Origin of the sequence: Leucobacter sp. MMO-125 (genome assembly GCF_037148395.1) — a bacterium.
GTDB lineage: Bacteria > Actinomycetota > Actinomycetes > Actinomycetales > Microbacteriaceae > Leucobacter.
This window is the reverse complement of the sequence record NZ_JBBCTL010000004.1, coordinates 399,331-411,836: the sequence shown is the minus strand read 5'-3', so window position 1 is coordinate 411,836 and position 12,506 is coordinate 399,331. Positions and strand designations below refer to the sequence as shown.

Annotated in this window: 8 protein-coding genes; 3 read left to right on the top strand and 5 right to left on the bottom strand. The window is 64.8% G+C overall.

Annotation, left to right across the window (positions count from 1 at the left end; genetic code table 11):
- Positions 1–311: 311 nt before the first annotated feature.
- From WFI54_RS11975 to WFI54_RS11955, 5 genes are read right to left on the bottom strand one after another with little or no spacing between them, the layout of a single operon-like run.
- Entirely contained in the window at positions 312–713 is a 402-nt protein-coding gene (locus tag WFI54_RS11975) for a PLDc N-terminal domain-containing protein (protein WP_336653026.1), read from the bottom strand.
- A gap of 57 nt (positions 714–770) precedes the next feature.
- The gene (locus tag WFI54_RS11970; protein WP_336653025.1) at positions 771–1,061 is read right to left on the bottom strand and encodes an SHOCT domain-containing protein; all 291 of its coding nucleotides are present in this window, start codon (positions 1,059–1,061) and stop codon (positions 771–773) included.
- A 9-nt stretch (positions 1,062–1,070) separates the two neighbouring features.
- Entirely contained in the window at positions 1,071–1,496 is a 426-nt protein-coding gene (locus tag WFI54_RS11965) for a hypothetical protein (RefSeq protein WP_336653024.1), read from the bottom strand.
- Positions 1,497–1,515: 19 nt separating this feature from the next.
- The gene (locus WFI54_RS11960; protein ID WP_336653023.1) at positions 1,516–3,033 is read right to left on the bottom strand and encodes a leucyl aminopeptidase; all 1,518 of its coding nucleotides are present in this window, start codon (positions 3,031–3,033) and stop codon (positions 1,516–1,518) included.
- Between the two features lie 47 nt (positions 3,034–3,080).
- Positions 3,081–4,736 (bottom strand): AbgT family transporter, encoded by a 1,656-nt coding sequence (locus WFI54_RS11955; protein ID WP_336653022.1) that lies wholly within the window; start codon positions 4,734–4,736, stop codon positions 3,081–3,083.
- A 160-nt stretch (positions 4,737–4,896) separates the two neighbouring features.
- On the opposite strand from WFI54_RS11955, the gene WFI54_RS11950 reads away from it, so the two are divergent.
- From WFI54_RS11950 to WFI54_RS11940, 3 genes are all read left to right on the top strand, one after another.
- Positions 4,897–6,465 carry an SLC13 family permease gene (locus WFI54_RS11950; protein WP_336653021.1) on the top strand — a complete coding sequence of 523 codons (1,569 nt, stop codon included), beginning with the start codon at positions 4,897–4,899 and terminating at the stop codon, positions 6,463–6,465.
- Positions 6,466–7,979: 1,514 nt separating this feature from the next.
- The gene (locus WFI54_RS11945; RefSeq protein ID WP_336653020.1) at positions 7,980–10,718 is read left to right on the top strand and encodes a hypothetical protein; all 2,739 of its coding nucleotides are present in this window, start codon (positions 7,980–7,982) and stop codon (positions 10,716–10,718) included.
- A gap of 88 nt (positions 10,719–10,806) precedes the next feature.
- Positions 10,807–12,300 (top strand): SpaH/EbpB family LPXTG-anchored major pilin, encoded by a 1,494-nt coding sequence (locus tag WFI54_RS11940; protein ID WP_336653019.1) that lies wholly within the window; start codon positions 10,807–10,809, stop codon positions 12,298–12,300.
- The last annotated feature ends 206 nt before the right edge of the window (positions 12,301–12,506 follow it).

Below are 12,506 nucleotides of genomic sequence, written 5' to 3'. Positions count from 1 at the left end.
AGTGCACCGCACCCGGCGGTGAGGATCACGCCGCCGAGCCGCGCCCACACGGACGGCGTGCGCGCGGCGGTGATGAACGATCCGAGGAGGCCGAGCAGCAGCCCGTCGAGGGCCAGCGCCTGCCAGACGGCGTCCGCCTACCGGAGGACACCGAGCACGCCGAACGCGAGCGCTGCGACGGGGATCACGACGACGACGAGCAGGCCGATGGACTCGCGCACGCCGTCCGTGCGGCCGATCGCGGCAGGCTCCCACTGAGGAGATATCGAGAAGAGGGACGCGGCCGCCGAGCGAGACGGCGCGTCCCAGCCTCACGCCTGGGCCTTGGCGAGCGCGGCCGCCTTGAGCGACGCGTACTCCTCGTCGGCGATCGCGCCGGCGTCGAGCAGCTGCTTCGCGCGGACGATCTCATCGGTCGGCGTGGCCTCGGCCGCCACCGAGCGGATGTACGACTCAGCGGCATCCTGCGTCTGCTGCGCCTGGGCCGCCGCGCGCTCGCCCATGCCGCGCCCGCGAACGATGAGGTAGACCAAGGCGGTGAGGAACGGCAGGAAGACGAGGAAGAGCAGCCAGACGGCCTTCGCAAAGCCGTTCAGCTTCCGATCGCGGAAGAGATCGCCGATGATCGAGAAGAGCGCCATCAGGTAGGCGATGAACACGAATATCGTGAGTATCCACCAGATGGCGTCCCAGATGTTGGAGAGGAATGTCATGGGTGTTCCTTTCGCTGCAGAGCAGATCGAATTGCTTGTCGGAAACGGGCGGTCGGGTCAGCTGGAAGTCAGGAGTCGCTGCTTCTGCGCATCGAACTCCGCCGGGGTGAGCACCCCGGCATCGCGCAGTTGCCCCAGTTGGGTCAGCTGGTCGATGAGGGTCTGCGTGTCGGGTGCGGCTGCCGGCGCTGTGGGCGGGGCCGTGGATTGCGCCGGGACGTTCTGCGCCGGTGCGCTCTGCGCCCGGGCTGCGTCCTGAGCCGCCCACTGCGTCTGCTGGCGTCGCTGCACGTTACCGACAACGCGGGCGGCGACGGATGCGCGAGCGGCGGTGCGGAGAAGACCCATGATGCTCCCTCAGTTCTTCGCGTCGGGGTCGGCGACCTTGACATCGGCGTTGTCGGTATCGAGATCCGCGGCGTCGATGCCGCCGGACCAGAGCTCGCGACCTGCGACGGCCGAGATGCTGCCGGCGAGAGCGGTGAGCGTGCGATCTTCGTAAACTACGACCAGTGCCATCTCGTCATCGCCGAGATCCTCGGCGATCGTCGTCAGGTCGTCGGGCTGCAGGAGGTCGGTCTCGGCGGGGGCGAGGTCGTGCGGCAGCGACTCGAGCTGCACGTGGCCGGCGGCGGTGCGCGAGACCAACTCCACGTCGAGGATTTCGGCCCTGCCTCCGCGGGCCAGCTCACGAATCTCAGCCGCGATCTCCGTGAGCCGGGCTGCGCGTGGGAGCGCGAACACCGCGAAGTTCAGGGGTCCAGTGTACTGGGCGTCGGACATATGGTTCTCCTTCTCCAGGTCAGGCCGAGCTCGCCGGGATGCCGGCGAAGTCGCCTGCGAGATCGAGCAGCAGGCGCGCGCCGAAACCGGTCGCGCCCTTGGTGCGCCACAAATCATCGGCGTCCACCTGCATCGTGCCCGCGATGTCGAGGTGCGCCCAGGGGGTGCCAGCGGTGAAATGCTCGAGGAAGAGCGCCGCGGTGATGGTGCCGCCGAACGGGCCGCCGAGGTTCGAGATGTCGGCGATATCCGAATCGAGCTGCTTCCGGTACTTGCGTACCAGAGGCAACCGCCACACCTGCTCGTCGGTCGAACTCGACGAGCGGTTCACTGCGTCGATCACCCGCTCGTTGTTGCCGAGCAGCGCGGCCACGTGGCCGCCGAGCGAGACGAGGGCGGCTCCCGTGAGAGTCGCGATGTCGATGATGGCGTCAACCCCCTCCTCGTTGGCGAACGAGAATGCGTCGCTCATCACGAGACGACCCTCTGCGTCGGTGTTCTTCACCTCGATCGTGGTGCCGCCCCGTGCGGTGAGCACGTCGCCGAGCTTGTACGAGGTGCCCGAGGGCATGTTGTCGGTGCACATGAGCCAGCCGAGCACTTCCGTGCGCACCCCCGCGTCCCGCAGTCCCGTGAAGGCGCCCAGCACGGCCGCCGCACCGCCCATGTCCATCTTCATGAGCAGGTGCATCGGGTCGGACGGCTTCAGGCTGATACCGCCGGAGTCGTACATGATGCCCTTGCCGATAAGCCCGAGCCGCCCGGCCGGCTCGCCCTCAGGGCGATAGCGCAGCACGATCATGCGCGGTTCCTCGACGGAGCCCTGATTGACGCCGAGCAGGCCACCGCAGCCGAGCTCGATCAGCTGCTGCTTGTCGAACGCCTCGACGTCGAAGCCGAACCGGTGACCGAGCTCGACGGCGATCTCGCCGAGATCGGTCGCGGTGAGGTGGCCCGGCGGTGTATTGGCGAGGTCTCGCGCCACGACCGCTGCGCGCGCGTTGATCCGGGCGGCTTCGACGGCCGGCCGATCCTCCTCGGAAGTGCCATCGATCGCCAGCTCCACGAGCGGTGCGTGCTTCGGATCGCTCTTCAGCTCAGTGTACCGGTAGCGGGCGAGCAGCGCACCCTCCACCAGTGCGGTGATCGCGGTCGATCGGTCGCTGCTCGGCAGGTCGAGGCTCAGGCCGATGCGTTCGCGCGAGGCCCCAGCATGCACGACCGCGGCCGCCGCATCGCGCAGCTCAGCCGGGGTGACGGCCGAGGAGTCGCCGAGGCCGACGGCCAGCAGGTCGGGGCCGCTCGCCCGGGGAAGCAGCAGCGTCTGGCCGGGCTTGGCCTTGAAGCCGGTGGACACGAGCGCGTCGCGTCCGAGGCCGATCAGGATCGGTACGTCGCCCGACTCCGGGACGCCGACCGCGATGAGGTCGACATCTGACGTGGAGTCTCCGAGGCTGATCCGAGTCGCTTCTACCGCGGCCAGACCGGGAACGGTGGCGAAGTCCTCGGGAATGAGTTTGTTCGGACTGCGGGTCATGATCCAATTTCCCTTCAGAGATGAGTGAGATGAAGGTCGCGTGAGGGTTATCCGATTTGCACGGGCGATCCCGGCCCCCACGGGATGCCGGTGAGAAACCAGGCGACGTAGAGCGCTGTCCAGGCCAGCAGCATCCACAGCGCATACGGGATCATCAGGGCGATGATTGTGCCGATGCCCGCGTCTTTCTTGTAGCGCTGCGCCACGGTGACCATGAACGGAAGATACACCATGAGCGGCGTGAGCACGTTCACCGGCGAATCACCGACACGGTAGGCGGCGAGCAGCGTCTGCGGGGCGACGTCGAGCGACGCGAAGATGGGGATAAATACCGGCGCGAAGATCACCCACTTCGGCACCAGACCGGGCAGGATGAAGTCGAGCACCAGGATCACCAGGATGAACGCGAGCAGAAGAACGATGGCGGGCACGTTCGCATGCTGAAGCGCCTCCGCGGCGGAGATCGCCGCAACGGTGGGTAGATTCGTCCAGTTGAAGAGAGCGATGAACTGGGCGATCATCAAGAACATCACCAGCAGCCCGCCTAGGCTTCCGAAGGTCTTCGCGATCGCAGCGACGGCCGCCGAACCGCCCTTCAGCGTCTTCGCTCCGGCCCCGTAGGCGACTCCGCAGACCAGGAAGGCCAACGAGATGATGAACACCAGGCTTGCCATGAACGGCGAAGTCCCCATGATCTCGTCGTTCGACTGGGCACGCAACGGAGCCCCCGGGGGCAGCGTGAGCGCCAGGATCACGACGACGAAGCCGAGCAGCGCCCAACCGGAGAACTTCAGTCCGCGCGCCTCGGCATCGTGGTCGACGCCGTCGCCATCGTCGGCGATAGTCATCTCGGACTTGTCGTAGCCGCCAAGTCGCTTCTCGGTGACGAACATGGTCACGAGGAGCGCGACGAGCGTCAGCAGGAACGTCGAGACGATGCCGAAGTAGAGATTGTGGGTGACCTGCAACGGCTTCATCCCCGCAGCGGCCAGCACGCCGTTGGTCACCTCGGTGAGCATGCTGTCGCTCGGAGTGATGATGAGGTTCGCCCCGAACGCGGCGCCGACAGCGGCGAATGCTCCCGCGAGACCCGCGAGCGGGTGACGGCCGACGGTGAGGAAGGCGGCGGCGGCCAACGGCACCAGGATCAGATAGCCGGCATCCGTGGCGACCGAGGAGAGGACGCCGACGAAGAGAAGGATGGCGGCGAGCCAGCGCCTCGGAGCGACCTTTACCACGCGGCGGATCAGCGCACCCATGAGACCTGCGTGCTCGGCGACGCCTACGCCCGCCATGGCGATCAGTACGGTGGCGACGACGCTGAATCCGGCGAAGTTGTCGACGAACGACGTGAAGAAGAAACGCAGACCATCGACGGAAATGAGGTTCTTCACCTCGAACGTACGGGTCTCGACGACGTACTTCGGAACATCGGCTGGTTCGCCCGTGGCGGTGTCGTAGAGCTGCCAGTTCGTGCCGAACTGGTCGTTCAGCTGCGAGACCTGATCGGTGTTCACCGGAATCGCGACCTCGTCGGAGACGGAGACCCCCACCCAGCTGAAAATCGCCGAGAGCACGGCGATGAACCCGATCAGGTACAGGAACATGATCGTCGGGTCGGGAACCTTGTTCCCCACCCGCTCGATCCAATTCAGAAACCCCTTTTGGCGCGGGGCTGGAACAACGCCGGCGGCTGCTTTCATGTCTGGTACTCCTACACTCGCGAAAACGACACTGACGCCGCTGAAGAACAGACATACAAATTCCGAGGGCGAGCTAGCAACTATGACAATCTAGCCAGATCTTATCGCTGTTCTTTGCCCACACTATACGAGAAAGCGTGCGCGGACTACGCTCGCATATATGGATCCGATCGTCATCGTCTTCATCATCCTGTCGGTGGCCGTCGTCGCATTCGCGTCGAACCGGATCCCGCTGGGCGTGATCGCCATCGGGGTGTCTCTGGCGCTGTTCCTCTCTGGAGTGCTGGATCTCGGCGATGCTCTCGCCGGGTTCGGGGATCCCACCGTACTGTTCATCGCCTCGCTCTTCGTGGTCAGCGAGGCGCTCCAGTCCTCGGGAGTGATCGCCTGGGCTGGCCAGCAGGTCGTCTCGCGGGCCGGCACTAGGCGCGTGCCGCTGATCGTCGTGCTCTGCCTGCTCACGGCGGTCGTCACCTCGCTGATCAGCGTGAACGGTTCGGTCGCGGCGTTCCTGCCGCTCGTGGTGGTGGTCGCGATGAGAGCAGGCATCGCGCCGTCGCAGATGCTGCTGCCGCTGGCGTTCTCGGCGCACGCCGGATCGATGCTCGCGCTCACCGGCACCCCGGTGAACATCCTCGTATCCGAGGCGGCGGCGGATGCCGGCGCGCGGCCGTTCGGGTACTTCGAGTTCGCGCTGGCCGGGTTGCCGCTGCTCGCGGGCACGGTGGCGATCGTGGTGCTGCTCGGCCCGCGGCTGCTGCCTGAGCGGCACGCGCCGTCGGCGCCCATGGACGTGCTGCGGCTCGCGGAACTGCTGCGCCGCGACTACGACCTGGCACCCGCCGACATCGCGGTGAGCGCGAGTCGCGGGGTGACCGAAGTGGTGGTCCCGCCGCGTTCGCAACTGATTGGCATGCACGTTTTTCCTGGCATGTGCACGCCCAGCGGCGATCTGGTGATCCTCGCCGCGCGTCGTGGAGACGAGCACCTCGACGGACCGAAGTCGACGCTGCGGACGGGGGACACACTGCTGCTCGATGGCAGCTGGGACGATCTCAGCCGGCACACCTCCGACGACCGCGAGGTGCTGGTGGTCGATCGCCCCGATCTGCTTCGCCGCAGCATTCCGCTGGGGCAGGGGGCGAAGCGCACGCTCGTCGTCACCGCCGCGATGCTGGTGCTGCTGGTGACCGGAATCGTTCCTGCAGGGGTCGCCGGCCTGCTCGCAGCGTGCGCGCTCATCCTCATGAAGGTCGTCTCTCCGACGCAGGCTTACCGCTCGATCTCGTGGACCACCGTGGTGCTCGTCGCGGGTATGATCCCGCTCTCGACCGCATTCCAATCGACCGGAGCCGCACAGCTGATCGCCGATTGGCTCTTGACCGCGGTCGGAGGATTCGGCCCCACCGCGGCGCTCGCCGCGATCGCGATCGTCACGCTGATCCTGGGGCAACTCATCAGCAACACCGCCACCGTGCTGATCATGATCCCCATCGCGCTCGCGCTCGCCGATGCCATGCACGTCTCACCGCTGCCGTTCCTGATGGGACTGACCGTGACCGGTGCTGCTGCGTTCCTCACCCCGGTCGCGACTCCGGCGAATCTCATGGTTATGCAACCCGGTCAGTACCGCTTCGGCGACTACGCGAAGTTCGGGCTGCCGTTCGTGGTGCTGTTCTTCGCGGTAGCTGTGTTCTGGGTGCCGCTTATCTGGCCGTTCACAGCATAGGGTCTGGTGCATGTTTAGGTGACATTCGATATAGCTGGTTCTTGCTGACCCGAAATGATGATCACTATGCCCCCTCGTTTCCCGAAGGAGTCCGTGATCGATGTCGTTCGCATCGCCCTCCAGCCTCGCCACGCCTGGGGGTGCTTGTGCAGCTCGCGAAAGACTCCGGCGTCAACGTCGGAACCCTCGAGAAATGGCTCCGGCAAGAACGAGTCGAGACTGGGGCGAAGCCCGGCATCACGCGAGAGGCGAACGCGGAACTCCGAGAGTTGGCCGCCGGAACAAGCGCATCGAGCAAGAAGTCGGGTACCGCGCCGCGCGGCATTGTATCTCTCCCAGGCACTCCTCTCGGGAAAAGACTCTACCCGCTCGTGAGATAGGTCGCCATCGAGGGGCTCCGGTGGTGGTGCTGTGCCGGGTATTGAAGCTCTGACGCCAGCACTAGCTGTACTTGGTCAGGAGGCTGGTTCTAGGCAGCTGATCGGTGGAACTCCTCCGAGTACTGAGTGGCAGCGTCCAATCTTGTAGAACTTGAGCCAGGGCGCAAGCGCTCTGGTGCGTTCCGTATTCGTGGCGTAGGAGCGCCGCTAGGCCCATTCAGTTTGCAGGTGCGATTGAAGCATTCGGCTTCCCTGTTCTTTCAGGGACAGCGCGGGCAGGTGAATTGCTGCAGTATCCGGTGTTCAGCGCAGACTCCGCGCAAAGACTTCCGCTGCGCTGACGCGTTCTTGGTGATCAGCCGCTCGATCCGGGTCATCCCGTGCTCGGCAAGTAGCGGTCCACGCGTTCCAGGAACCGGCGCAGGTCACGTCTTTCTCGTCGGCGAGTGCTTTGGAGTAGGCTGCGCCGCTGTCCCGTCATCCTCTCCGAGCCCAGCTCCGGGCCGCAGAGCGGACCGCTTAGCGAGGGGCCCGGGCGATGCGGAGCCTAAGCCGCGCGCATGCGCCATCGGGCCCAGCGTCAGAAACCCGCGAGGGCGATCCACCGGATGAACGATTCCTGGGGTGACTGCCCGAACGGTGGTTTCTCGTCCTATGAGACTGCGAACGTGCGGTTCTAAGTGTAAAGCGAGTGGGTGGCCGAAGGGCAGCGGTCAGTATTCCCGATCGGTGTACGTACGTTGGAAACGATGGACACGCAAGAGCGCTGGAGGACCTCCAGGAAGGGGGCGGCGGCCGTAACGATTTCAGGCATACTCCGTCGTTGGGTGAGCACTTCGTGCAAGCTGCTTTTCCCCGCCCAGTCCGCGCACCGGGAACCCCGATGCATGAAATTGAAGAGAGGGCTTGCTAGGTAATATGAGAAACTTCCCGCCCGCTCAGCCGTCCCGCAGCAAGACGGGTAGTTCACGGTTCAGACTCCGCGGGCTGATGCTCGCGTTCACGCTTGCATTCGCGCTCGGACTCCCCCAGGCATCCCCCGCGTTCGCAAAGCCGGATCGGGATAGCTCATCGGGTATGGAGAGTACTGATGTTCGAGACTCGGAAGTCTTGGATGATCGAGACTCGGAAGCCTTGAACGATCGAGACTCGGAAGCCCCGGAGGGGCAAACTGCAGAACCGGGCGAGTCGACGCCGTCTGAAGAAGACGCTGTCGCCCAGGATGAGGAACAGCCGAGCGCGTCGGATGCGGATGACGCCGGTGACACTGCCGTCGGCGAAACCGGAGGGTCGGCGGAAGTGCGCTCCACGGCCGAGCCCGCGCCGACGGCTTACGGGTCGGCTTTCGCGACCTGCGAGGCAACCGACAGCTCCACGTTGCGCAACGTCACGCTCTCCAGCTACTACGGCCCCGGCAGCAACAAGCCGCACATGTACACATACACCGGGAGCCGCGCCGCAGGCACGGCGAGGCAGGTGGTGCAGGGCGGCCTGTACGCGGCGACTGTCATGGACACCAGCACGAGCGGCACGTCTTACTCCTATGCGCCGGTCGCACGAGTCGATACCGCAGGTACCGATCCCGGTGCGCTCTTCTCCATGGCCTCCGGCACAGGGAACAACACATCGACGCCGACGATCGCGAAAATAGCCGGGGCGACCTCGGGAGCTACGCCGACGAACACCTGGACCGGGAGCCCCAAGACGATGTCGGAACTCGGTTCGATGGCGATCGACGGCGGGGGCGGCGGTCTGAGAGCCGGACGCAGCTACCTCTGGAGCATCGGGAACGGAGACATCAACGTGTCGGGCCTCGTCGACAGCAGCGGAAACGGGGCGTCCCGTCCCGGCTCCGGTTCGAGCTCAAACCAGGGCGTAGCCGTGTTCTCCAATACCAGCACGAGCGGCAAGCCCGATGCCACGCTCTTTGTGCCCGTGCCGAGCGCGAGCGGGGATAATGCGGACAACTACTGGGATGGCGGAGCCGTCGACCAGAAGACCGGATACATTTACTTCTCGCACACCAAGGCGCTGAGCACGAACGGTAACTCCGCCTTCGGTGGTTACCGGATCATGATCTTCGATCCGCAGACAGGCAAATACACAACCTCGGGGACGATCAAGCCGAAAACAGCCGATGATGCCGCTCGCGTCGGAGGCCAGCCTCCGACCTCCGACCTCGCCATCGACGCCTCCGGCAACGCGTATACGATCGTCCGTTCGACCAGCATCAAGCTCGGCTCGAACATTGACCCCTTCTATACTTCCCTTGGAGTGACCAAGCCGACCAGCTGGATCGTGAAGTTTGAGCAGTCGGAAAGCGGTTGGGTATACAGCGCAATCAAGCCGCTCCGCGGCACGTACAAGGTGGGCGCCAATAGCTACACCGCGGTCATCGACGGCGCCAACGGACTGAATGACGGCACTGACGGGGGTGGATCGCTCGGCCTCGCCTTCAGCGGAGGCTACCTCTACGCGAGCGGACTCAGGTACAACACTTCGGGGACTATCACCTATCCCTCGATCACGGGTGGCACAGCGCAGACCAGGACCGTGCTGGCCAGGTACCTCTGGCGCATCGATCCCAGCACCGGCGTCGCCGAGCTGCTGAACGGCAAAGCGAACAATGCCGGAGACACCTCTCTGACGTCGGGGATCTACGCGGGCGGTATCACCGACCTCGCCTCCGACGGTGGTTTCGGTTGCAACTACGCGAACACGGCTGTGGATGCCTGGGTCGCAGGTGTCCCAGGGCACTACGCCATCGACAGCTTCGCCAATGTTCAGTTCCCGTCCGGAGCGACGACGACGGTGCCGCCGGGGGGCGGGCTCACCTTGCTCGCCGACGGGAATGTGTCGGACCGGGCGTCATCCGTCAGTTTCCGGCTCAGCAAGCTTCCGGCTGGAGCGGAGGTCACCAGCGTCTCGCTGTTCGGCCCGGATCTTGGCTTCATCGTCCCCGGCTCCTGGGATAGCAGCAGCCGCCTCGTGACTGTGCCGTCCGCGGTGATCGGCGCGTACAGCCGCATATCTGTCTACATCGTCACGGCCCCGGCTGCGGCGAAGCCGCAGATCACCGGTGCAAAGACCATTGCCCCGGTGGAGCATGGCACGCTCGGTGAGCTCTCCGCGAAGAACTGGGAGCTCACGATCACCGACCCGGGGGGCACGACCCAGGTGCTCAGCGATATTGGGATCGAGCTCACCCCCGGAACGAAGTACATCGTGAGCGAGCGGATCAAGCCGAACGCGCTTCTGGACGCGAAGTTCTACATGAGGAAGGGCAACATTTCCTGCGTTGATGCCGACCAGCAGCCGCTCGGCAGCAGCGTGTTCAACAGCGCGGACGGCACGCTCGCACCCCAGGCCAGCTCTGGGCAGATCGCCTGCACCATCACCAACCAGAGCGCCCAGGTTTCCCTCTATACCGCGAACCTCCGGAACACGGGCGGATTGAAGCTCGGCTTCGATCACGCCGACAGCGCCTACGACCTGGATCTCACCGGCCAGATCACCGCGAGTTTTGCGCGTCCGGGAAGCTACACCCTCCGAGCGAGCATCCCCAGCGACTTCGCGTTCTTGGAGATTGAGCAGCTCAACCTGGCAACCTGCGCAAGCCACGCGAATGATCCGACTTCTGCACCGAAGAGTTGCTGGGTCACCGTGTCGGATAGTCAGGTGAAGAGTGGCTTCGCCATCGCACAGGGTAAGCATTACGTCTTCAGGATCTCGGGTTCCTACGACCTCCCGATTATTCCTGTGACCGGAGGGCTCGGTACATATCTCTTCGTTGTTGCGGGCTCCGGAATCCTCGTTGCGGCGCTTGGGCTGCACCTCACCCGCCGACGTCTGATCCGCCGATACGCCGCCTAATCGTCGCCTCGCGGATGGCTCTCGCGCTGTCAGCGTCGGCGACACCCCGAGCCACGATCTTGTCCATCAAATGAAAGGAACACCCCCGATGACACCACCCACGACAGCCCGCAGAGTAGGGCATCTGCTCGGCGGCACGGCGATCGCCTGCCTGATGGCCATGGTGACCGTGCTTCCGGCACAGGCCGATCCAGGCATGGGAGGCATGGGATCGATCACCGTGCACAAGTACGAGAAGCCCGCTGACGGAAGTGACTTCGGCAAGGCAGACGGTCGTGAGCTGAACGTCCCCGGCTCAGCGAAGCCGTTGGCGAACGTCGGCTTCAAAGCCTGCTGGATCCAGGGCATCGACCTCAGCAAGAGCCCGGACTGGCTGCGACTCGAGAAGCTCACTGCGACGCAGTCGGCTGCCGGCCAGGCCCCGGTCGTCTCCGAGGGAGGCTCCGCGCTGACTATTTCCTGCGGTGCCGAGGTGAAGACGGGCGCCGATGGCGCCGCGTCGCTGAGTATGCTGAACGCCGATCGCGCCTATGTCGTCTACGAGTCGACTCCTCCGAGCAACGCCACGACGGACTCGGTCACGAAGCCCACGATCCTGTCGGTGCCCTACCCCGGAACCGATGCAGCGCCCGGGTGGAACTATAGCCCCCACATCTACCCGAAGAACGTGCTGGTCGGTTCCGGTGCGGCCAAGAACGGCGTCATCATCGGTAACGAGATCTCATACGACGTGGTCGTCCCGATCAACAGTCTCGGGAAGGATGCCAACAATCAGGAGCTTAAGTACACCGAATTCAAGATCGAAGATACGCTCTCGGCCACTCTGAACCCGAAGACGACGAGCGTCAAGCTGCGGAACGCGTCGGATGTCGAGGTGTCGCTGACCCAGAGCACCGACTACACGCTGGGAGTGTCGGGCCAGAAGGTCACGCTCACCCTCCTTACCCCCGGTCTCGCGAAGCTCGACGCTAACCATGGCGGCAAGCTCGTCCTGACGATCGGCGCGGAGGCTATTGCCGATGGCACCTCCGCTAACACGGCGAAGGTCACCATTAACGGCGGAGGATCCGATATCACGGACCCCGAGCCCGAGAACGTCTACAAGGACGCGCACATCCTGAAGCACGCACAGAACCGCGGCGCCGCGAGCACCACCCCTCTCGCCGGCGCTGAGTTCGAGCTTTACACCCAGAAGAACGGCGCGACCATCGCGAGCTGCCCCGCCACCGCGGTGGACGCCGTCAACGATCCCAACCTGTACAAGGTCGATGAGGAGTTCAAGTCCGGCGTGAACGGTCTTACCGCGAACGTCGTGCTTGCCCAGGGCGACTACTGCGTCTACGAGACCGTGATTCCGGTCGGGTACAAGTCCGCCCCGGTCACGAAGTGGACGGTGACGGCGAACGGCGCCGAGTTGAAGCTCGTCAACAATCAGGTGGGAACGGACACGGGCGACCTGCCCGCGCTTCCGATCACCGGTGCCGCCGGTCAGGTGCTGATGGTTGCGGGAGGCGTTGCGCTGCTCTCGGTTGCCGGAGGTCTGCTGCTCATGCGCCGGAAGCGCAGCGCGGCATCTCTGTAACCGTGCGATCACCGACGCTTTCAGCGTGAGCTGAGACTCGAAGGATCCACGCCCGAAGGAGGGTTCGGGGGGCGCTGCTCCTCGAACCCTCCTTCGCGAATCTCTATTCCGACTCGCTTCTCCGGGGCCAGTTCTCCGCGCCACACTCCGGCTAACTTCTGCGCCGCAGTACCGATACGAGGGACATCTTGACCGCACATGGCAGA

Bases quoted from the DNA above. Each gene is read 5' to 3' on its own strand.
- WFI54_RS11950 (WP_336653021.1), top strand. From the start codon at position 4,897: ATGGATCCGATCGTCATCGTCTTCATCATCCTGTCGGTGGCCGTCGTC.
- WFI54_RS11965 (WP_336653024.1), bottom strand. From the start codon at position 1,496: ATGTCCGACGCCCAGTACACTGGACCCCTGAACTTCGCGGTGTTCGCG.
- WFI54_RS11955 (WP_336653022.1), bottom strand. From the start codon at position 4,736: ATGAAAGCAGCCGCCGGCGTTGTTCCAGCCCCGCGCCAAAAGGGGTTT.
- WFI54_RS11970 (WP_336653025.1), bottom strand. From the start codon at position 1,061: ATGGGTCTTCTCCGCACCGCCGCTCGCGCATCCGTCGCCGCCCGCGTT.
- WFI54_RS11960 (WP_336653023.1), bottom strand. From the start codon at position 3,033: ATGACCCGCAGTCCGAACAAACTCATTCCCGAGGACTTCGCCACCGTT.
- WFI54_RS11940 (WP_336653019.1), top strand. From the start codon at position 10,807: ATGACACCACCCACGACAGCCCGCAGAGTAGGGCATCTGCTCGGCGGC.
- WFI54_RS11975 (WP_336653026.1), bottom strand. From the start codon at position 713: ATGACATTCCTCTCCAACATCTGGGACGCCATCTGGTGGATACTCACG.